The organism is Paenibacillus sp. FJAT-27812, from assembly GCF_001273905.1.
Taxonomy (GTDB): Bacteria; Bacillota; Bacilli; order Paenibacillales; family Paenibacillaceae; genus Pristimantibacillus.
Genome location: NZ_LIGH01000001.1, coordinates 1,842,572 through 1,864,511, shown reverse-complemented (window position 1 = coordinate 1,864,511; position 21,940 = coordinate 1,842,572). Strand labels below are relative to the sequence as shown.

The following is a 21,940-nucleotide window of genomic DNA, read 5'->3' as shown; positions in this document are numbered from 1 at the left end:
GTGGATGATATGCGCATTATGCGAGCGGAGCAGTTTGGATTGAAGCGCGAGGTGGAGTATGGAACACCGGAGCAAAATGAAGCGGCCTTAAGGATCGTCGCAGACGTAAAGGCCGAGGGGGACGCGGCGCTGCTCAGGTATACGGAGCAGCATGACCGCGTTAAGCTGGACGCGGCGTCGCTGCGCGTGACGCAAGAGGAGATTCAGGCGGCGTATGCGCTTGTCGACGCCGACTTCCTCACGGCGATTCGCGAAGCGGCCGTGAATGTTCGGACTTTCCACGAGAAGCAAATGCGGACCTCGTGGATGGATCTGCAGCAGGACGGAACGCTGCTCGGGCAAATTATGCGACCGCTTAAGCGGGTCGGCGTATATGTGCCCGGAGGCAAGGCGGCTTATCCGTCGTCCGTGCTGATGAACGTAATTCCGGCACAGGTAGCCGGCGTGCCGGAGATCGTTATGGTGACGCCGCCTGCAACCGGCGGCACGGAGGGCATCGACCCGTATATTCTCGTTGCCGCCGCGGAAGCGGGCGTCAAGGAGATGTACCGGGTCGGCGGCGCACAAGCCATTGCCGCGCTTGCGTACGGCACGGCGAGCATTGCCCCGGTCGATAAAATTTGCGGACCGGGCAACATTTACGTTGCGCTGGCTAAGCGCGCCGTATTCGGTGCCGTCGATATCGACAGTATCGCCGGGCCAAGTGAAATCGTCGTGCTTGCTGACGATTCAGCAGATCCCGCGTACGTAGCCGCGGATTTGCTGTCGCAGGCAGAGCACGATGAAATGGCGTCGGCGATTCTTGTGACGCCGTCGCAGCAGCTTGCGGAGGCGGTTGCAGCGGAGGTGGAGCGGCAGCTGTCCACTCTGCCGCGCCAAGACATTGCCCGCAGCTCCATAGACAGCTACGGGGCGGTGCTGCTCGTCGATTCGCTTGAAGCGGGAATCGACGTCGTGAACCAGATCGCGCCAGAGCACCTTGAGGTGCTGACGGTTGATCCGATGCGTCTGCTTGGCTACATTCAGAACGCGGGTGCTATTTTCCTCGGGCCTTACAGCTCGGAGCCGGTTGGGGATTATTTTGCAGGGCCAAATCACATCATTCCGACAAATGGCACGGCACGCTTCTCTTCGCCGGTCAATGTCGATGATTTTCTTAAAAAATCTAGCCTGATCTACTACAGCAAGGAAGCTCTGCTTGCCAATGGCGAAAAAATTATGACGCTGGCGCGCCACGAGGGATTGGAAGGCCATGCCCGCGCGATTGAGATCCGTCTGGAGAAGGAACGGGAATAGCGTCTCCCACAGCAATCGCAGGCTTTTAAGCGCCAAACAGCAACCAAAATAAAACACATCCAAGGAAGAAGGAATGAAAGTGTCGGAAAATCGGGTACGCGAGGCATCAGTGGCACGTAAGACGAACGAGACGGATATTAAGCTTAAATTTGCAGTCGACGGAACAGGCGAGACCAAAATTGATACGGATGTGCCGTTCCTTAACCATATGCTCGATCTGTTTACAAAGCATGGTCAGTTTAATCTAGAAGTTGAAGCACGCGGCGACATCGACATCGACGATCACCACACGGTGGAGGACATCGGCATTTGCATCGGACAAACGCTTCGCGAAGCACTAGGCGACAAACGCGGCATTAAGCGTTATGCCAGCGTATTCGTTCCTATGGATGAGGCGCTTGCTCAGGTTATTATCGACGTCAGCAACCGTCCGCATTTTGAATACCGTGCAGAATATCCATCGGCTCAAGTGGGCAGCTTCTCCACGGAGCTTGTACATGAGTTTTTGTGGAAGCTGGCGCTTGAATCGCGCATCACGCTTCATGTCATCGTACACTATGGCCAAAACACGCATCACATGATTGAAGCGGTGTTCAAGGCGCTTGGCCGTGCGCTTGACGAAGCAACGAGCATTGATCCTCGCGTACAAGGAGTGCCTTCGACGAAAGGAGTGCTGTAGCATGATTGCGATCATTGATTACGGCATGGGCAATTTGCACAGCGTAAGCAAGGCGGTTGAACGTCTCGGTTACGAGGCGGTTATTACGGATAATCCGGAGACGATCGCGGCAGCAGACGGCGCTATCCTGCCGGGCGTCGGCGCCTTTGGCGATGCCATGCAAAATTTGCGCGAAACGAAACTTGATGAGGTAGCCAAAGCATATGCAGCCTCCGGCAAACCGATGCTGGGCATTTGCCTTGGCATGCAGCTGCTTTTTAGCGAAAGCGAAGAATATGGCAAAAACGAGGGCTTGAACTTGCTTCCGGGCAAGGTGCTCCGTTTTGCCGGCGATTATAAAATTCCGCATATGGGCTGGAACAAGCTTTCGTTCCTGCAGGAGCAGTCGCCGTTATTTAACGGCTTGACCGAAGGGCATGTCTACTTCGTCCACTCCTTCCACGCGAAGCCGGAGCTCGCTTCCGATCTGCTGGCGACAACGGACTATTACCAGCAGGTGACCGCTATTGTCGGTCGCGGCAATGTTTACGGCATGCAGTTCCACCCAGAGAAGAGCGGCGAGCTCGGGATGCAGCTTCTGGGCAATTTTCTTGCGCTTACAAGCAGCCAAGGCTAAAGCGCTTATAGCTGCATCAAGCCGCATTAAGCTGCAAGCTGGATCAACTTATTCAATAATGGCAGACATATAGATGAGGCCCGTTTAACGGGCATAAAGGAGAGGGCAACATGCTGGCGAAACGTATCATTCCGTGTCTAGACGTGAAGGATGGCCGCGTCGTGAAAGGCGTTAACTTCGTGAACTTGCGCGATGCGGGCGATCCCGTCGAGCTGGCGGCTACCTATGACCAAGAGGGCGCTGACGAGCTCGTATTTTTGGACATTTCGGCTTCCGTCGAGGGACGCGCTACGATGATTGAGGTTGTTAAGCGGACAGCGGGAGAAATCACGATTCCGTTTACAGTAGGCGGCGGCATTTCCCATGTCGATGACATGAAGCGGCTGCTTCGCGCAGGCGCGGACAAAATCGGCATAAACACGGCGGCTGTATTAAACAAAGCGCTCGTGCAAGAAGGCTCGCGCAAGTTTGGCTCGCAGTGCATCGTGGTGGCCATTGACGCCAAGTTTAATGCTGAGTGGGGCGAGTGGGAGGTTTATACGCACGGCGGACGCAAAACAACCGGCATCAAGGCGCTGGAGTGGGCGCGTGAGGTTGAGAAGCTTGGAGCGGGCGAAATTTTGCTGACGAGCATGGATGCGGACGGGACGAAGGACGGCTTTGATATTAAGCTTACGCAGGCGGTATCGGATTCGCTTGGCATACCGGTTATCGCTTCTGGCGGCGCGGGAAGAGTCGAGCACTTTAACGATGTGTTCCAACAGGCGCATGCGGATGCGGCGCTGGCGGCAACGATTTTCCACTATAAAGAAATGACGATCCGTGAAGTGAAGGATGATTTGCGGTTGAAGGGAGTAGAGGTACGATGACGGAAAACAACCAGAACGAGCTGAGCTCAAAAATCAAATGGGATGACGCAGGGCTTGTGCCTGCCATTGTGCAAGACGCGCAGAGCAAAGAAGTGCTGATGATGGCTTATATGAATAAGGAGTCGCTGCAGCTTTCCGTGGAATCCGGCGTAACCTGGTTTTGGAGCCGTTCACGGGGCGAGCTTTGGAACAAAGGAGCGACAAGCGGCCATACGCAGCGAATCGTCTCGATGGCTTACGACTGTGACGGCGACACGCTGCTAGTTAAGGTGGATCAAAAAGGTCCTGCTTGCCACACGGGCCGTTATAGCTGCTTCTTCAATCCGGTTGAAGTCAGCGGAAACGCAGAAGCTTCCTCAGAGGCTGCGGCTGCATCTAGCGACCGCTTCGCTACGCTGGGACAGCTGGAGGGCGTTATCGCAGAGCGTTACGCAGAGCGCCCGGAGGGCTCTTACACAACCTACCTGTTCGACAAAGGGGTAGATAAGATTTTGAAAAAGGTTGGCGAGGAAGCCTCGGAAGTCATTATCGCAGCAAAAAATAAAGATAACGACGAGCTTCGCAGCGAGGTTGGCGATCTTATTTTTCACCTGATGGTACTGCTCCGCGAGCGCGGATTGCCTTTTGATGATGTCATTAGCGAAATCAGCAGCCGCCATGGAAAGCCAACGACGAACAAAATGAGATAGTTGTACGTTTATCTTTAAACTACACCTGTCCCAAAATCCATAAACCTCAAAAATCCATGTAGAAAGGCCGGTACGCACATGTTTATCGATTACCATACCCACCACGCACGCTGCGGTCATGCCGTCGGCGAGCTAGAGGAATACGTTAAGAAGGGGATAGAGATCGGACTCGTGCAGCTCGGCCTTTCCGATCATATGCCGCTGCTGCATGTTGATCCGGCCGCTTATTATCCCGAAATGGCAATGCCTATGGATGAGCTTCCTCGTTATGTGGAAGAATGCCTTCATCTCAAAGAAAAGTATAAAGGGCAAATCGACATCCGCGTTGGCCTCGAAGGCGATTATATTGAAGGCTGCGAGGAGCAGATCGCATCGATCGTAAACGCATATCCTTGGGACTATGTGATCGGCTCGGTTCATTTTCTAGGGGAATGGGATATTACCGATTTCCGTCAAACGGGCGGCTGGGAAGGCCGCGACCGCATGGCTGTGTATGAGCAGTACTATGATGCGGTCGGTAAAGCCGCTGCGACCGGCTTCTATGATTACATCGGGCATATTGACGTGATTAAACGTTTTGGCTATCAGCCGGAGGGGGATGTCACGCATTTGGAAAATGCTGCGCTTGAAGCCGTTAAGCGGAGCGGGGTGGCGATTGAGCTGAATGCTTCCGGGCTTCGCACGCCTGCCGCCGAGATGTTCCCAAGCCGCAGAATGCTGGAATATGCGCGGCAATTAGGCATTCCGCTGACGGTTGGATCGGATGCTCACCAGCCCGAAAGGCTGGGCCAATATCTGGATCAAGCGTACGCTGTGCTCAAAGAAGTCGGATATACGCAGCTAGCGACATTTAATTGTCGAAAATTAGTGATGATTGATTTTTGAAATATTGCAAATTCCATGTATAATATAGATGATCAAACAAGCTTTGTCGAATGATCCGACAAGGACGAGTACTTGTTCCGTAAAATTAATTGGTTTTAACGCTCAGGAGGGTATCATGTTAAGCGACAAGGTGCGTATTTTTTCGGGTTCGTCTAATCCGGTATTGGCTCAGAAAATTAGTGCGGAGCTTGGTCTGACGCTAGGCGCGATCAAGATGTCCCGTTTTAAAAGCGGTGAGATTTACGTGCATTACGAAGAAACGATTCGGAATTGCGACGTTTTCCTCGTGCAATCATTCTCGCATCCGATCAACGAGCATTTTGTCGAATTGCTTGTTATGATTGATGCGGCGAAGCGTGCTTCCGCAAGAACGGTTAACATCATCATGCCGTATTACGGCTATGCGCGTCAGGAGCGCAAAGCAGCACCAAGGGAGCCGATTTCAGCGAAAATGCTGGCGGATGTGCTCACGACAGTTGGAGCGAACCGCGTTATCACAATCGACCTACATGCTCCAGCTATTCAAGGCTTCTTCAACATTCCAGTCGATCATATGACTGCGCTTGATCTAATCAGCGATTATTTGAAGTCCAAAAACATCAAGAACCCGGTTGTCGTATCGCCGGATGCAGGCCGTGCTTCAACTGCAGAGAAACTAGCGAACTACTTGGATACATCGTTTGCGATCATGATCAAGAAACGTCCAGCTCACAATGAATCGGTTATTACACACGTAATCGGCGATGTCGAAGGCCAGACTCCGATTATTATCGAGGATCTGATTGACACGGGATCTACGATTGTCAACGTTGTTGAAAGCTTGAAGGAGCGCGGTGCAGAGGATGTATACGTATGCGCTACGCACCCGTTATTCTCCGGCTCGGCTATTGAGCGTTTGGATCATCCCAATATTAAAGAGGTCATCGTTACCGACTCGATCAGCTTGCCTGAATCGACGCCGGAACGGTTCAAAGTGCTTTCCGTTGCGCCGCTTCTCGCTGAAGCGACACGCATTATTTTGGAAGGCGGATCCATCAGCACGTTGTTCAAAAGCAATGGCGTTTAAGCGTTCGGCTTGATTGCTTAGCATGCGAAATGAATAGTATTGCCGCGAAAATCGCGGGTGGCGCTTCTGCCATCCGCGATTTTCCCACATTTCTTTCGTGTTCTGTTGGGTATGGCTATGGTATAATCGTAGAAAATCGGAAGTAACGGGAGGTGCCTTGCCAGTGAAAGAGAAGAAACGTGTTGCCGTAGATCAACAGACGAAAGTCATACCGGTTCAATGGGACGCTACGTTTTTTTTCGAACGTGCGGTTCGGTCGCTTGATCGATTCCATTATGACAAGGCACTTAAATATTTTCGTCGCGCCGTAGAATACGAGCCGGAAAACCCGGTAAACCATTGCAATATGGCAGGCATTCTTTCTGAGCTTGGCAATTATGAAGAGTCGAATCGTATTTTAGGGTGGATTGTGGATGAGCTCGATCCTACCATGACGGAGTGCCATTTCTATATGGCGAACAATTTTGCCAATATGGAGCAATATGAAGCGGCCGAAGGCTCGCTTATTAAATATTTGGAAGAAGATTCGGAAGGGCAATTTCTTGATGAAGCGGAAGATATGATGGACCTTCTGCATTTTGAACTGGAGCGCCCTACGCGTCTGACGAACATAAAATCGCGTGAAGGCATGGTCGAGCATGACCTGGCCCGTACGCTTCTTGAAGAAGGCAAATTCACCGAGGCTGTTCGCATATTGGAAAAAATAATTGAAGGCCAGCCGGAGTTTCTGGCTGCGCGCAACAACTTGGCGTTAGCCTATTATTACATGGGCATGTTCGATAAAGCCATGGATACGATTCATGAGGTGCTGGAGATCGAATCCGGCAATTTGCATGCGCTGTGCAACCTTGCTATTTTCTATCAGCACAAGAATGATGAGCAAAGCTTGCAGCCGCTTGTTGAGCTGCTTACGAAGACGGTTCCGTTTCATCAGGAGCATGTGTTTAAACTGGCAACCACTATGGGCATCTTAGGAGAGCATGAAGCTGCTCATAAGCACTTCACCAGGCTGCTGAAAGATTCAGAGCTGACCCAGGATCCTAGCCTGTTTCATTATGCGGCTGTCGCCGCTTGCAATATCGGGCGTTATCAGGAGGCCGAGCGGCTGTGGAAGCAGACGATCAAGCTCGATCCGACATCGGGCATTCCTCATTATTATATGGAGCAGCTGGAGCTTGTCCGCAGCGGAGAGCATACCGCGTCCATTAGCTACCACTACCATCTGCCGTTTGAAGAGCAGTTCAAGCTGTGGGAGAAGTCCTCGGACGGCATTCCCGATCATCTCAAGCGTGATCCGCTCGTTCGCTCGTCGTTCTTCTGGGCTTTGCGCCACGGCGACCAGCATACGAAGCTGCAGGTCATCCAAGCGCTTGGCATGATTGCCGACAGTGAAGTGAAGGATGTGCTTCAGACTTTCCTGCTGGAGCGGGACGAGGATGATTATTTAAAGCGCATTGCCATCTTCGTACTGCGTACGATGGGTGTTCAAGAGCCTTTGCGAGTGGTGCTCGAAGGGAAGGAAACGGTCATCGAGCCGAACCGCGTACCTTCAAGGCTGCCTGTGTGGGAAGATAAATGGCAAGCTGTAGTTGAAACGGCTCTGGGCCGCATGAGCAAGCAATATGATTTGGTTCAGCAGCATGATTTGATGACCTTGTGGGTAGAATTTCTGTCGCGCGTGTATCCGGACGTTCCGAAGCTGACCAAGCCGGAGGGCTGGGCTGCTGCTTTGGAATACCTAACGGCGAAGATGCACCGGCGGGCGATTTCCTATCACGAGGTTTCGGTACGCTATGGCACGTCGATTGCTACAGTCAGCAAAAACGTCAAGATGATTGACGAGGTTTGCGGCATCAAAGAGAAGATGAAATCCATTAGCTCTGTATTCGCTACACAGGAAATGCAGGACGAATAAACTTTTACGAGGTGAATGTTATGTACAAATCCATTATTATCGGTACCGGCCCTGCCGGACTTACAGCGGCTATCTACTTGGCTCGCGCCAACATGAGCCCGCTTATTATTGAAGGTCCTGAGCCAGGCGGACAGCTGACGACTACGACCGAGGTTGAGAACTTCCCTGGTTTTCCGGAAGGCATTATGGGTCCTGAGCTTATGGAGAATATGCGTAAGCAAGCGGAGCGCTTTGGCGCTAAGTTTATTACGGGCTGGGTAAACAGCGTGGATATGTCCGAGCGTCCATTCAAGCTTCAAGTGGAAGGTCACGGCGAGCTGGTAGGGGAGAGCATCATTATCTCGACTGGCGCATCGGCAAGATATCTTGGCATTCCAGGCGAGAAAGAAAATGTCGGACGCGGCGTCAGCACATGCGCAACTTGCGACGGATTCTTCTTCCGCGGCAAAAAGATCATCGTTGTTGGCGGCGGCGACTCCGCGATGGAGGAAGCAAGCTTCCTTACGCGCTTTGCCTCGAACGTTGAGCTTGTTAACCGCCGGGATGAGCTTCGCGCTTCCAAAATCATGCAGGACCGCGCTCGCGAGAACGAAAAGATCAGCTGGAGCCTGAACCGTACGCCGGTTGAGGTTGTAGCAAGCGGGATGGGCGTTACCGGACTTAAAGTTCGTGACAATACGACAGGCGAAGAGGATGTTATTGAAACGGACGGCATTTTCATCGCAATCGGCCATACGCCGAATACGAAGTTCCTTGCCGGACAAATCGATACTGACGACCATGGTTACATTGTCGTGAAACCGGGCACTTCCGAAACGAACGTACCGGGCGTATTCGCATGCGGCGACGTGCAAGACAGCAAATACCGCCAAGCGATCACAGCAGCCGGAAGCGGCTGTATGGCAGCTCTAGACTGCGAGAGATACCTTGAAGGCGCGATTACTCATGACTGGAGCAAATCGCTTTAATTGTTGGCGAACAGCTTCATAGGATACAGAGGAGGCTATACCAGCAGAGCGATCTGCTTGAGGGTATAGCCTTTTCAATAGCCGAGAGCGCTTGATTTGCAAGCATTCCGCTATCTTGACCAGAGGGTTAAGGTCGCTTATAGTGTTACAGAGAAGATTAACATATTGATGAGGTGGACTAGTGATGTCTGAAAAGATTTACGTTGGGGTCGATGTCGGCGGAACTGCTATTAAGGTAGGCATTTGCAATGCGGATGGACAATTGCTTCATACGTATGAAGGGCCGACGGAGGCGAGTAAAGGAACGGACACTATCCTTCAAAATATTGCAAAGTACGCGCAGCAAATCGTAGCTGAATCAGACTATGATTGGGAGCAGGTTGACGGTGTAGGCGTCGGTATTGCGGGCTTCCTTGACATTCCAAACGGAATAGTGAAATTTGCGCCAAACTTGAAAATTGAGAACGTCAATTTGAAAGCTTATTTGGAGCAAGAGCTGAACAAAACGGTTAAAGTAAATAATGATGCGAATGTTGCCGCACTTGGCGAAGCTTGGGGCGGAGCGGGTAAAGGCATAGGGCACTGCGTATGCTACACGCTCGGAACAGGCGTAGGCGGCGGCATTATTATAGAAGGTAAAATTGTTGAGGGCTACATGGGAATGGCAGGAGAGCTTGGGCATATGGCAATTGTGCCTGATCTGGAAGCTATTCAGTGCGGCTGCGGGAAAATGGGCTGCTTGGAAACCGTATCATCAGCGACAGGCATTATCCGTATGGCGAAAGACGCTGTTGAACGCGGCGACCGCACATCGCTTTCGCAGGTAGAGGACATTATGGCGAAGGACGTTCTGGATGCGGCGAAAGCCGGAGATGAAGTTGCAACGCGCATCGTTAACCGCGCAGCTTATTATTTGGGCAAATCGATGGCCATGATCGCGATCGTGCTTAACCCGCAATATTTCATTATTGGCGGCGGCGTTTCGAAAGCGGGAGACTTCCTATTCGATCAAATTCGCGAAGTATTTGAAAAATACACGCAAGATCAAGCCAAAGAGAACGTGAAAATCGTTGCGGCTACGCTTGGCAACAACGCTGGTGTAGTTGGCGCGGCTGGACTTATTCTAAGAGGTTAATTGGATAAATAGGCTTGCATTCGCGAGCCTTAGCATATTCTTATGATGTAGGCTTGCATTTGCAAGCCAAGGCATATCCTTACGAAGTAGGTTTGCGTCCGCAAACCTTTTGGGAGGTTTATTCATGGAAACGACAGCAGCAGTAGCAAAGCTTGTCATTATAACCGGGATGTCTGGCGCGGGCAAGACCATTGCTGTCCAAAGCCTGGAGGATCTCGGTTTCTTCTGCGTAGATAATTTACCACCCGTACTTATACCTAAGTTCGCAGAGCTGATAGAGCAGTCGAATGGCAAAATCGGAAACGTGGCGCTCGTTATTGATTTGCGTGGACGTGAATTTTTCACGGCGCTGTCCGAATCGCTTGCTTATATCAAGGAGCATTACACGCTCAGCTGCGAAATTTTATTTTTAGATGCAACCGATGCGGTGCTTGTTCAGCGGTACAAAGAGAGCCGCCGCCGGCATCCGCTCGCTCCGGACGGAATGCCGCTTGACGGCATTCGGAATGAACGCCGCTTGCTGGAGGATTTAAAGGGCTGGGCGTCGCAGGTTATCGATACGAGTATTTTGAAGCCGGCTCACTTGAAGGAACGAATTATTTCGCACTTCACGAATTTGGAGCAAAACAGCCTTTCCATCAATGTAACCTCCTTTGGCTTCAAATACGGCATACCGATTGACGCTGACCTCATCTATGACGTTCGCTTCTTGCCTAATCCGCATTATGTCGAGCATCTGCGCCCGAATACCGGTCAAAACCCCGATGTGTACGAATACGTCATGAAATGGCCTGAAACACAGCAGTTTCTTACAAAGCTCCTAGACATGCTGCAGTTCCTTATTCCGCTATATCGCAAGGAAGGGAAAAGTCAGGTTGTTATCGGTATTGGCTGCACGGGCGGCAAGCATCGTTCCGTTGCCATTGCTGAATATCTGGGACGCATGCTCGGCAGCAGTGATACGGAACGCGTGCGTGTCAGCCATCGCGATGCCGAGCGTGACAAGCATTGACGGGGTGATAGAATGCAGAGTAGACACAAAATTATGAGACGTCCGAAGATTGTCGTCATAGGCGGCGGTACCGGACTCTCTGTCATGCTGCGAGGGCTGAAAGAGAAGCCGCTCGATATTACGGCTATTGTGACGGTTGCCGACGATGGAGGCAGCTCGGGCATTTTGCGCAATGAGCTGCAAATCCCTCCGCCAGGCGACATTCGCAACGTGCTTATGGCACTGGCTGACGCAGAGCCTTTGTTAACGGAGGTTTTGCAATATCGTTTCAAAACGGTTCCAGGGCTTGCAGGACATAGTCTAGGCAACCTAATGCTGGCAGCGATGACTGATATATCTGGAGACTTCGTCACCGGTATCCGAGAGCTTAGCCGCGTCCTTGCGGTTCGAGGGCGGGTGCTGCCCGCAGCGGGGCGATCAATCGTGCTTAAAGCGGAAATGGCTGACGGCTCCATTGTGACCGGAGAATCCATGATTCCGAAAGCGGGCAAAGTGATCAAGCGGGTGTTTTTGGAGCCGGCTGACGTAGAGCCGCTGGAGGAAGCGGTTGAAGCGATCGAGCAAGCAGACGCAATATTAATTGGACCGGGCAGCTTGTATACAAGTATTATTCCGAATCTGCTCGTTCCTAAGCTTGCGAGTGCGATTGTCGAATCGGAAGCCGTTAAGCTATTTGTGTGCAACGTGATGACGCAGCCCGGCGAGACCGATAATTATTCGGTTGGCGATCATTTGGATGCGATTCATTCCCATATCGGCCATCATTTATTTGATTATGTAATCGTGAATGACGGTGAAATTCCGCCGCAGATCGAAAGCAAATATGCGGAGCTTGGCGCGAAGGCCGTTCATCTAGATCTGGATGCGGTGACGCAAAAGGGTTATGAGGTCATTGCAGACCGCCTTGTTTTATTCCGAACTTTTTTGAGGCATGATGCCGAACGTTTAAGCCATCATATATATAAGCTGGTTGAGAATTGGATGTTACGAAAGAGGTGATACACAATGTCATTTGCGGCACAAACAAAGAAAGAGCTGACATTAATTGAAGCGGACAGCTGTTGTGAGCGAGCGGAGCTATCTGCACTCATACGGATGAATGGTTCGGTTAGCGTGTCTAGCCGCAAAGTCGTTTTGGACATCTCAACGGAAAATGCCGCCATAGCCAGAAGAATTTACTCCCTGCTCAAAAAGCATTATGAGCTGCATGTTGAGCTGCTCGTCCGCAAGAAGATGAGGCTCAAAAAAAATAATGTCTATATCGTCCGTATTCCGGCAGGCGTACAGGAAATATTGAGCGAGCTAAAAATTGTATCCGAAGGCTTTATGTTCAACCTTGGCATCGACAAGGAAATCATTCGGAAGCCATGCTGCAAACGTTCCTATTTGCGCGGCGCGTTCCTAGCGGGCGGTTCCGTCAACAATCCGGAAGGCTCCTCTTATCATTTGGAGATTTCGTCGATGTACCAAGAGCATTGCGAGTCGCTCGTCGACCTTGCAAACAAATTTGATCTAAACGCTAGATGCATTGAACGTAAAAAGGGTTTTATCTTCTACATCAAAGAGGGCGAGAAAATAATCGAGCTCCTCAATATTATTGGCGCGCATCAAGCTTTATTCAAGTTTGAGGATGTCCGAATCATGCGCGATATGCGAAATTCGGTAAACCGAATCGTCAATTGCGAGACAGCCAATCTGAACAAAACGATTGGAGCAGCCGTTCGTCAGATCGAGAACATTAAGCTGCTGCAGCGTGAAGTCGGTTTGGATAGCCTGCCTGATAAGTTGAAGGAAGTAGCCGAAATCAGGCTGCAGCATCCGGATATGAATCTGACAGAGGTTGGTGAAATGCTAAGCGGAAAGGTCAGTAAGTCAGGCGTAAACCACCGTTTACGTAAAATTGATGAACTTGCGGAAAAAATCCGTGGGGTCTGAGCTTTTATGCTAGTGCATGAACTGGTATAATGATATAATAATTCAAAATGACTTAATTTAAAAAAGATAAGAAGGCCAAACTATACTTATCTTTGACCGGAAAAGAGCTTTTGCAGCCAGAAGACGGCAATTAGAGCCGTTAACGCTTTTGCCGCATGCTAATGATTGAGTAAAATATAGGGGGTATGGTTTCCATGACAAGGCTTCCGGTTGTTGTTCGTCTTAAGACGGGACTTCATGCAAGACCTGCAGCATTATTCGTACAAGAAGCGAACAAATTTTCCTCCGAAGTATTTGTAGAGAAAGACGACAAAAAAGTGAATGCGAAATCCATAATGGGAATTATGAGCTTAGCAATCAGTTCTGGCACTGAGGTATCCATTAGTGCAGAGGGTTCGGATGCAGAACAGGCTGTAAACGCTTTAGTCGCTTTGGTAAGCAAAGAAGAGTTGGAAAACCAATAAGAAAAAGGGAGAAGTCACGCAGGTTCTTAACGAGCTTGCGGCGACAGCTCTTTTTTTTGTTGAAAAGCGTACAAAAAAACAAAAAGAGCAGGTCTGGAGATTTCTCCGTCGACCTGCTCTTTTTGTTGTGATACTGAATGTCGATTATGCCAGCTTCTCGATGACTTTATCGACCAAGCCGTATTCTTTGGCTTCAGCTGCGCTCATGAAGTAATCGCGATCCGTATCTTTCTCGATACGCTCAAGCGATTGTCCGCTGCGCTCTGCCAAGATGCCGTTCAGCTTGTCGCGCATGCCGATGATGCGTTTCGCGCGAATGGCGATATCGCTTGCTTGACCTTCTGCGCCGCCAAGCGGCTGGTGAATCATGACTTCGCTGTTCGGAAGCGCGTAGCGTTTGCCGATTGCGCCTGCCGTAAGCAGGAAAGCGCCCATGGATGCGGCCATGCCGACACAAATGGTGGACACGTCCGGTTTAATGTACTGCATCGTATCGTAGATAGCCATGCCTGCCGTAATCGAGCCGCCCGGGCTGTTAATATAAAGAGAAATGTCTTTCTCAGGGTCGTCTGCTGCCAGGAAAAGCAATTGAGCGATGATGGAGTTAGCCACAACGTCATTTACACCTGATCCTAGAAAAATAATGCGGTCTTTCAATAGGCGAGAGTAAATGTCATACGCACGCTCACCTCGATTGTTTTGCTCAATAACCATAGGAACGAAATTCATATCCAACGTAAGCCCCCTCCTCAAAAACAATGAATGGTTAAATCGTATTCTCATAATAACGGATGAAAAGTCAAAAGTCAAAGATAGTCAAACAAGTCCGTCAATCCAATAAAAAAACCGTTCCAGCGTATAGGAACGGTTAGTCTGTATCATTATAGGAGTTGCAAGCCTGATCGGCTGATTAGTTGTAATGGCGCGCCCGCAAGGAATCGAACCTAGATCTCAGCCTTCGGAGGGCTGCGTCATATCCATTGGACCACGGGCGCATGTGCATAAAATAGTCGCAAAAATGATTATATGACATTACAGATGGTAAAGCAAGGGGCGTTCAAAAATTAAATTTGTGAAAAATGTGACGGAAATCGTTTTCATAAGCAAAACGGCTCTTGCTTCAATCGAGTATTTCCGATAAACTAAAGGTGGGACTTGAAATGATACCGCGGGACATATTGAGTCCAACGTGTTTAAGCCGATACGCTAGAGGCCGATGGAGTGAAGGATGAGAGATGCGTCAGATCGTTGAACTGCAGCAGCAGCTTGTGCCTGATCTGCTTGACGTCATGAAGAAACGGTATTCGATATTGCATCAGGTGATGTTGTCGGATTTAATCGGGCGTCGCACGCTAGCGTCGACATTATCGATGACGGAGCGCATGCTTCGGGCAGAGACCGATTTTCTGAAAACGCAGGGACTGCTCGAGATTCACTCGGGGGGCATGCGAATTAGCGATTCAGGCAAGCTTTTATTAGAACAGCTTGAGCCTTTCTACAAGACGATGTTTGGTTTATCCGAGCTTGAGGAGACGATACGCAGCCATTATGGGCTTTCGCAGGTCATCATCGTAGCTGGAGATTCCGAAATATCGGCTCAAACGAAGAGAGAGCTTGGCCGGGCGGGAAGCCAGGTGCTTAACAAGGTTATGCAGCCGCATGACGTTGTGGCGGTAACAGGCGGAACGACGATTGCGCAGGTAGCGAATCAATTGGTGAGTTCCTCGCAGCTGAAGACGAACTGGTTTGTACCGGCTAGAGGCGGCCTAGGCGAGAGCTTGGACTATCAGGCCAATACGATTGCTTCTATGATGGCAAAGCGTACAGGAGCGCAATACAGGCTTCTACACGTACCTGATCATTTGGGCGAGGAAGCATTCGCGTCCATCATGCAGGAGCCTAACATTAAGGAAATCGTAGATGTCATCCGCAGTGCTCGCATCGTTGTACATGGAATCGGAGATGCTATGGTCATGGCAAGGCGCAGGCGGCTTGACCGCGAGATCATCGATGCTATGGAAGCAGAAGGTGCGCTTGCAGAATCGTTTGGGTTTTATTTTGACCGCAAGGGCGCTGTCGTGCACAAAATGCAGACGGTGGGGTTACGGCTGGAGGATATTGTGAACACTGAAGTTGTTATAGGCGTAGCCGGCGGAAAGAGCAAAGGCGAGGCAATAGCGGCGATTATGCGCTTCGGACACAATGACGTGCTCGTTACGGATGAAGCTGCGGCACTGGAAATGGTAGCCTTGATCGAGCAAGAGAAGGATTAAACAGCAAGCAAGCTAGTGGAATCATGATGATTTGCAAGGTGCTATGCTCGCAAACCAGCAAAACATCTTGAAATATATTATAAATCTTTCAAAAACGCTTAGGAGGAAACAAAAATGGTTAAAGTTGGTATTAATGGTTTTGGTCGCATCGGCCGTAACGTATTCCGCGCAGCACTGAACAACCCTGATGTTCAAATCGTGGCAGTAAACGATCTTACGGATACTGCAACACTGGCACATCTTCTGAAATATGACACAACACACGGTCAACTTGACGGTACTGTTGAAGCAAAAGAAGGCGCGCTTATCGTTAACGGACGCGAAATCAAAGTTTTCGCAGAGCGTAACCCTGCAGACCTTCCTTGGGGATCCGTTGGCGTTGAAATCGTAGTTGAATCAACTGGTATTTTCACAGCTAAAGAAAAAGCTGAGCTTCACTTGCAAGGCGGCGCTAAAAAAGTTATCATTTCCGCTCCAGCAACGAACGAAGATATTACAGTAGTTATCGGCGTTAACGAAGATAAATACGACCCTGCGGCACACACCATTGTTTCCAACGCTTCATGTACAACTAACTGTCTTGCTCCTTTCGCAAAAGTATTGAACGACAAATTCGGAATCGTTAAAGGTATGATGACAACTATTCACTCATACACAAATGACCAATCCGTTCTTGACGTTCCACATAAAGACCTGCGCCGCGCTCGTGCTGCTGCAGAAAACATCATTCCATCTTCAACTGGCGCAGCGAAAGCTGTTTCACTCGTTCTTCCAGAGCTTAAAGGTAAATTGAACGGTATGGCTATGCGTGTTCCTACGCCTAACGTTTCCGTAACTGACCTTGTTGCTGAGCTTAAAGTTAACGTAACAGTTGAAGAAGTTAACGCTGCATTCAAAGAAGCTTCGGAAGGCGCTCTTAAAGGCATCATGAACTACAACGAATTGCCGCTTGTATCAAGCGACTACAACACTGATCCTGCTTCTTCCACAATCGATGGTCTTTCGACTATGGTTGTTGAAGGCAACATGGTTAAAGTTATTTCTTGGTACGACAACGAGTGGGGCTACTCGAACCGCGTAGTTGATCTTGCTGCTTACATTGCTAGCAAAGGTCTGTAAGCAAAGAAGGCGGACGGACCGCGGCTTTCGCGCATGCGGAGCACAAGGTCTTTGATTTGCGGCTTCTAGGAGTCGTGAATCATGGGGGCGTTTCTTCTTTGAAGGAACGCCCTTCTTTTTTTTGTGGTCCTATATCTATACCTTTCCATAACACAGATTCGGGAGGTTTCATTGATGAATAAGAAAAGTGTACGTGATGTAGCAGAGCTAGCTGGTAAACGGGTATTTGTTCGCGTTGATTTCAACGTGCCGCTTGAGGATGGTAAAATTACGGATGACAAACGGATTCGCGAGACGCTTCCTACGATTAACTACCTTATCGAAAAAGGCGCAAAAGTCATTCTTGCAAGCCACCTTGGCCGTCCGAATGGTCAAGTGGTAGAAGAGCTTCGCCACACGGCTTCCGCTGTACGTTTGTCTGAGCTTCTTGGCAAGCAAGTAACGAAAGCAAACGAAGCAATCGGCGAAGCAGTAGAAGCGCAAGTTGCTGCACTGAACAACGGAGATGTGCTTTTGCTTGAAAACGTACGTTTCTACGAGGGCGAAGAGAAAAACGATCCAGAACTAGCAAAAGCATTTGCCAAGCTTGCTGACCTATTCGTAAACGATGCATTTGGCGCCGCTCACCGTGCTCATGCTTCAACGGAAGGCATTGCACATATTCTTCCGGCTGTTTCCGGCCTTCTTATGGAAAGAGAACTAGAAGTACTAGGCAAAGCACTTAACAACCCTGAGCGTCCTTTCACGGCAATCGTTGGCGGTTCCAAAGTAAAAGACAAAATCGCGGTTATCGACAAAATGCTTGAAATTGCAGACAACGTAATCATCGGCGGAGGCTTGTCTTATACATTCTTCAAAGCACAAGGCCATGAAATCGGCAAATCGCTCGTTGACAACAGCAAGCTTGATTTGGCGCTAGAGTTCATGGAAAAAGCGAAGAAGCTAGGCAAAAACTTCTTGATCCCGGTTGATATCGTAGTTACGGATGATTTCAGCGCTAATGCAAACACGCAAATCGTTGACGTTGACAGCATTCCTGCTGATTGGGAAGGCATTGACATCGGACCGAAAACACGTGAGCTTTATGCGGATGTTATCAAAAACTCCAAATTGGTCGTATGGAACGGACCTATGGGCGTATTCGAAATCGAGCCTTTCTCCCACGGCACGCAAGCGGTTGCTCGCGCATGCGCAGAAACAAATGGCTACACGGTTATCGGCGGCGGCGATTCCGCAGCAGCGGCTGAGAAGTTTGGCCTAGCTGACAAAATGGATTTCATCTCGACAGGCGGCGGCGCTTCCCTAGAGTTCATGGAAGGCAAAGTGCTTCCAGGCGTTGTAGCTCTTAACGATAAATAATAGCTTTATCCCTATAAAATGAAATGAGGAGGATTACGCATGAGCACTAGAACACCAATTATTGCCGGTAACTGGAAAATGTTCAAAACGGTATCCGAGGCTGTTACATTTTTCTCCGAAATTAAAGGCAAGGCTGAGGTTGACGGCGTAGAGAGCGTAATTTGCGCGCCATACACAACGCTTCCGGCGCTTGTTGAAGCTGCAAAAGGAACTTCGATCGCGATCGGAGCCCAAAACGTTCACTTTGAAGACAACGGCGCATTTACAGGCGAAATCAGCGGCGTTATGCTGAAGGATCTTGGCGTTAAATACGTCATTATCGGCCACTCCGAGCGTCGCGCTTATTTTGCGGAGTCGGATGAGATCGTGAACAAGAAGGTCCACGCTTCGTTCAAAAACGGCCTTCTGCCAATCGTCTGCGTAGGCGAGAAGCTTGAAGAGCGTGAAGCAGGACAAACGAAGGACGTATGTAAAGTGCAAACGGAAGCGGCTTTCCAAGGCGTATCCGCAGCACAAGCAGCAGAAGTTGTTATCGCCTATGAGCCAATCTGGGCAATCGGAACTGGCAAGTCTTCAACTTCCGAAGATGCACAGGATGTTATCGGCTATATCCGCGGCGTAGTTGCTGATCTTTACGATCAAGCTACTGCTGATGCGGTTCGCATCCAATACGGCGGCAGCGTTAAGCCTAACAATGTTGCCGAATACTTGGGCCAAAAGGATATTGACGGCGCGCTTGTCGGAGGCGCTAGCCTAGAGCCGGCTTCGTACATCGCTTTGGTGGAGGGGGCCAAGTAATATGGCTGCTCCGAAACCTGTAGCGCTTATTATTCTTGACGGCTTCGGTTTGCGCGATGATGTGACGGGCAATGCGGTTGCACAAGCGAACAAACCAAACTATGACCGTTACTGGTCAACCTATCCGCATACAACACTGACGGCATCTGGCGAGGCAGTTGGTTTGCCGGAAGGTCAAATGGGCAACTCCGAGGTTGGCCACCTGAATATCGGTGCAGGTCGCATCGTATATCAGGATTTGACTCGAATCAGCAAATCGATCCGTGACGGCGAGTTTTACGAGAATGAAACCATTCTTGGCGCCGTGCGTCATGTGAAAACGAATAGCAAGAAGCTTCACCTGTACGGCTTGTTGTCGGACGGCGGCGTACACAGCCACATTGAGCACTTGTTCGCGCTGCTTGATCTAGCGAAGAAGGAAGAGCTTGAGGAAGTGTACATTCATGCTTTCCTAGACGGCCGCGACGTATCTCCTGACAGCGCGAAGGGTTACCTGGAGCGCCTTCAGGCGAAGATCGAAGAGGTTGGCGTAGGCCGCATTGCGACGGTTCAAGGACGTTACTATGCAATGGACCGCGACAAACGCTGGGAGCGTACGGAGAAATCCTACCGCGCCATGGTATACGGCGAAGGCCCTCAATATCTCGATCCGATTCAAGCGGTAGTTGAATCCTACGAGAAATCGGTTTATGATGAATTCGTTATGCCAACGGTTATCGTAGACGGAGAAAACAAGCCGGTAGGCCTTGTTGAATCCGAGGACGCTGTTATTTTCTTCAACTTCCGTCCTGACCGTGCGATTCAATTGTCGCAAGTGTTTACAAATGAGGACTTCCGCGGTTTTGACCGTGGCGAGAACCATCCGGTTAACCTGTATTTCGTCTGCTTGACGCTATTCAGTGAAACCGTTGGCGGATTCGTAGCGTATTCACCAAAGAACCTTGATAATACGCTTGGCGAAGTGCTCGTGCAAAACAATAAGACCCAGCTTCGTACAGCCGAAACGGAAAAATATCCGCATGTGACGTTTTTCTTCAGCGGCGGGCGCGATCATGAGCTTCCTGGCGAAACTCGCGTGCTTATCAATTCCCCTAAGGTCGCAACGTACGATCTGAAGCCGGAAATGAGCGCATATGAGCTTGCCGAGTCGACTGTACGCGAGATTGAATCAGACAAGCATGATGCAATCATTCTGAACTTCGCTAATCCCGATATGGTTGGCCACTCCGGCATGCTGGAACCAACGATCAAAGCGGTTGAAGCGACGGATGAGTGCCTTGGCAAAGTCGTTGAAGCGGTGCTTGCCAAAGGCGGCGTTTGCATCATCACAGCTGACCACGGTAATGCTGATATGGTATTCGATGAGAATGGCCGTCCGTTTACGGCACATACGACGAATCCGGTTCCGCTTATCGTAACGAAAGCAGGAGAAACGCTTCGCGAAGGCGGCATTCTTGCCGATATCGCGCCGACGCTTCTTGATTTGCTTGAGCTGGCTAAGCCGGTTGAAATGACTGGCGTTACTCTAATTAACAAATAAAAAATATTAAAGGAGTGTTTTCTCTCATGTCAATTATCGTTGATGTATACGCACGCGAAGTACTGGATTCCCGCGGGAATCCAACTGTTGAAGTAGAAGTTTCCCTAGAGTCCGGCGGCAAAGGCCGTGCAATCGTTCCATCCGGCGCTTCCACTGGCGCTTACGAGGCTGTTGAGCTTCGTGACGGCGACAAATCCCGTTACCTTGGTAAAGGCGTTTTGAAAGCTGTAGAAAATGTTAACACAGAAATCGCTCCTGAAATCATCGGCCTAGATGCTCTTGATCAAGTAGCGATTGACCGTAAAATGATCGAGCTTGACGGTACGCCAAACAAAGCTAAGCTTGGCGCTAACGCTATCCTAGCTGTATCGATGGCAGTAGCTCGCGCAGCTGCTGACGCGCTTGATGTGCCTCTTTACACTTACCTTGGCGGATTCAACGCTAAGACGCTTCCAGTTCCAATGATGAACATCATCAACGGCGGCGAGCACGCTGACAACAACATCGACGTTCAAGAATTCATGGTTCTTCCTGTCGGTGCTGAAAACTTCAAAGAAGCGCTTCGTATCGGCGCTGAAATCTTCCACAACCTTAAAGCAGTATTGCACGATAAAGGCCTTAACACAGCTGTTGGCGACGAAGGCGGCTTCGCTCCTAACCTTGGTTCCAACGAAGAAGCAATCACAACAATCATCTCCGCTATCGAGCGCGCAGGCTACAAGCCAGGCGTTGACGTATTCCTTGGTATGGACGTTGCTTCGACTGAGTTCTTCAAAGACGGCAAATACGTGCTTGCAGGCGAAGGCAAATCGTTCACACCTGCTGAGTTCGTTGACCTTCTTGCTTCATGGGCAGACAAATACCCAATCCTTACAATCGAAGACGGCTGCTCCGAAGACGATTGGGATGGTTGGAAATTGCTTACCGAGAAACTTGGCGGCAAAGTACAACTCGTTGGCGACGATCTGTTCGTAACGAACACGGAGCGTCTATCCGATGGCATCGACAAAGGCGTAGGCAACTCGATCTTGGTTAAAGTTAACCAAATCGGTACGCTTACTGAAACTTTTGATGCAATCGAAATGGCTAAACGCGCTGGTTACACAGCAGTTATCTCCCACCGTTCAGGCGAGAGCGAAGACAGCACAATTGCTGACATCGCAGTAGCTACAAACGCTGGACAAATCAAAACAGGCGCACCGTCCCGTACGGACCGCGTTGCAAAATACAACCAATTGCTTCGCATTGAAGACCAACTTGGTTCGACTGCTCAATATGCAGGCAAAAAAGCGTTCTACAACTTGAAAAACTTCAAATAAGAC

Annotated in this window: 21 protein-coding genes and 1 tRNA gene; 20 read left to right on the top strand and 2 right to left on the bottom strand. The window is 50.0% G+C overall.

Translation table 11 applies throughout. The features are described 5' to 3' along the window. The first annotated feature begins 9 nt into the window (after positions 1-9). The 14 genes from hisD to ADU23_RS07870 all read left to right on the top strand — a co-directional run bounded on the left by hisD (position 10) and on the right by ADU23_RS07870 (position 13,529). On the top strand, positions 10-1,296 hold the full coding sequence (gene hisD, locus ADU23_RS07935) for a histidinol dehydrogenase (RefSeq protein WP_053377528.1): 1,287 nt from the start codon (positions 10-12) through the stop codon (positions 1,294-1,296). Between the two features lie 73 nt (positions 1,297-1,369). After that, positions 1,370-1,975 (top strand): imidazoleglycerol-phosphate dehydratase HisB, encoded by a 606-nt coding sequence (gene hisB, locus ADU23_RS07930; RefSeq protein ID WP_053373248.1) that lies wholly within the window; start codon positions 1,370-1,372, stop codon positions 1,973-1,975. Position 1,976: 1 nt separating this feature from the next. Then, a complete protein-coding gene (hisH, locus tag ADU23_RS07925; protein ID WP_053373247.1) occupies positions 1,977-2,591 on the top strand; it encodes an imidazole glycerol phosphate synthase subunit HisH in 615 nt (204 codons plus the stop codon). A gap of 110 nt (positions 2,592-2,701) precedes the next feature. Further along, a complete protein-coding gene (hisF, locus tag ADU23_RS07920) occupies positions 2,702-3,460 on the top strand; it encodes an imidazole glycerol phosphate synthase subunit HisF (RefSeq protein ID WP_053373246.1) in 759 nt (252 codons plus the stop codon). Beyond that, on the top strand, positions 3,457-4,149 hold the full coding sequence (gene hisIE / locus ADU23_RS07915) for a bifunctional phosphoribosyl-AMP cyclohydrolase/phosphoribosyl-ATP diphosphatase HisIE (protein ID WP_053373245.1): 693 nt from the start codon (positions 3,457-3,459) through the stop codon (positions 4,147-4,149). Before hisF ends, hisIE begins: the two co-directional genes overlap by 4 nt. 78 nt (positions 4,150-4,227) lie before the next feature. Next, the gene (hisJ, locus tag ADU23_RS07910; protein ID WP_053373244.1) at positions 4,228-5,034 is read left to right on the top strand and encodes a histidinol-phosphatase HisJ; all 807 of its coding nucleotides are present in this window, start codon (positions 4,228-4,230) and stop codon (positions 5,032-5,034) included. A gap of 115 nt (positions 5,035-5,149) precedes the next feature. Next, on the top strand, positions 5,150-6,100 hold the full coding sequence (locus ADU23_RS07905) for a ribose-phosphate diphosphokinase (RefSeq protein ID WP_053373243.1): 951 nt from the start codon (positions 5,150-5,152) through the stop codon (positions 6,098-6,100). A 163-nt stretch (positions 6,101-6,263) separates the two neighbouring features. Further along, on the top strand, positions 6,264-8,015 hold the full coding sequence (locus ADU23_RS07900) for a tetratricopeptide repeat protein (RefSeq protein WP_053373242.1): 1,752 nt from the start codon (positions 6,264-6,266) through the stop codon (positions 8,013-8,015). A 20-nt stretch (positions 8,016-8,035) separates the two neighbouring features. Further along, on the top strand, positions 8,036-8,983 hold the full coding sequence (gene trxB / locus ADU23_RS07895; RefSeq protein WP_053373241.1) for a thioredoxin-disulfide reductase: 948 nt from the start codon (positions 8,036-8,038) through the stop codon (positions 8,981-8,983). A 184-nt stretch (positions 8,984-9,167) separates the two neighbouring features. Further along, positions 9,168-10,118, top strand: a complete 951-nt coding sequence (locus ADU23_RS07890; protein WP_053373240.1) for an ROK family glucokinase — start codon at positions 9,168-9,170, stop codon at positions 10,116-10,118. A 124-nt stretch (positions 10,119-10,242) separates the two neighbouring features. After that, positions 10,243-11,130 (top strand): RNase adapter RapZ, encoded by an 888-nt coding sequence (rapZ, locus tag ADU23_RS07885; RefSeq protein ID WP_053373239.1) that lies wholly within the window; start codon positions 10,243-10,245, stop codon positions 11,128-11,130. A gap of 12 nt (positions 11,131-11,142) precedes the next feature. Beyond that, on the top strand, positions 11,143-12,129 hold the full coding sequence (locus ADU23_RS07880) for a gluconeogenesis factor YvcK family protein (RefSeq protein ID WP_053373238.1): 987 nt from the start codon (positions 11,143-11,145) through the stop codon (positions 12,127-12,129). A gap of 6 nt (positions 12,130-12,135) precedes the next feature. Then, positions 12,136-13,065, top strand: coding sequence for a DNA-binding protein WhiA (gene whiA / locus ADU23_RS07875; protein WP_053373237.1), 930 nt, complete (start codon positions 12,136-12,138; stop codon positions 13,063-13,065). A gap of 194 nt (positions 13,066-13,259) precedes the next feature. Beyond that, on the top strand, positions 13,260-13,529 hold the full coding sequence (locus ADU23_RS07870; RefSeq protein ID WP_028609180.1) for an HPr family phosphocarrier protein: 270 nt from the start codon (positions 13,260-13,262) through the stop codon (positions 13,527-13,529). 144 nt (positions 13,530-13,673) lie between these two features. On the opposite strand, the gene clpP is transcribed toward ADU23_RS07870, so the two are convergent. Next, complete coding sequence (clpP, locus tag ADU23_RS07865; RefSeq protein WP_169091151.1) at positions 13,674-14,258, bottom strand: ATP-dependent Clp endopeptidase proteolytic subunit ClpP; 585 nt, start codon at positions 14,256-14,258, stop codon at positions 13,674-13,676. 191 nt (positions 14,259-14,449) lie between these two features. After that, positions 14,450-14,524, bottom strand: a tRNA-Arg gene (locus ADU23_RS07860). 240 nt (positions 14,525-14,764) lie between these two features. On the opposite strand from ADU23_RS07860, the gene ADU23_RS07855 reads away from it, so the two are divergent. The 6 genes from ADU23_RS07855 to eno all read left to right on the top strand — a co-directional run bounded on the left by ADU23_RS07855 (position 14,765) and on the right by eno (position 21,937). Further along, the gene (locus ADU23_RS07855) at positions 14,765-15,802 is read left to right on the top strand and encodes a sugar-binding transcriptional regulator (RefSeq protein ID WP_053373235.1); all 1,038 of its coding nucleotides are present in this window, start codon (positions 14,765-14,767) and stop codon (positions 15,800-15,802) included. 114 nt (positions 15,803-15,916) lie between these two features. Next, positions 15,917-16,921: a type I glyceraldehyde-3-phosphate dehydrogenase gene (gap, locus tag ADU23_RS07850; protein ID WP_053373234.1), complete on the top strand. Its 1,005-nt coding sequence runs from the start codon at positions 15,917-15,919 to the stop codon at positions 16,919-16,921. A 174-nt stretch (positions 16,922-17,095) separates the two neighbouring features. Next, positions 17,096-18,280 (top strand): phosphoglycerate kinase, encoded by a 1,185-nt coding sequence (locus ADU23_RS07845; RefSeq protein ID WP_053373233.1) that lies wholly within the window; start codon positions 17,096-17,098, stop codon positions 18,278-18,280. 39 nt (positions 18,281-18,319) lie between these two features. Next, the gene (gene tpiA, locus ADU23_RS07840; protein WP_053373232.1) at positions 18,320-19,078 is read left to right on the top strand and encodes a triose-phosphate isomerase; all 759 of its coding nucleotides are present in this window, start codon (positions 18,320-18,322) and stop codon (positions 19,076-19,078) included. Between the two features lies 1 nt (position 19,079). Beyond that, on the top strand, positions 19,080-20,618 hold the full coding sequence (gene gpmI / locus ADU23_RS07835) for a 2,3-bisphosphoglycerate-independent phosphoglycerate mutase (protein ID WP_053373231.1): 1,539 nt from the start codon (positions 19,080-19,082) through the stop codon (positions 20,616-20,618). Between the two features lie 26 nt (positions 20,619-20,644). Beyond that, a complete protein-coding gene (eno, locus tag ADU23_RS07830) occupies positions 20,645-21,937 on the top strand; it encodes a phosphopyruvate hydratase (protein WP_053373230.1) in 1,293 nt (430 codons plus the stop codon). Positions 21,938-21,940: the final 3 nt, after the last annotated feature.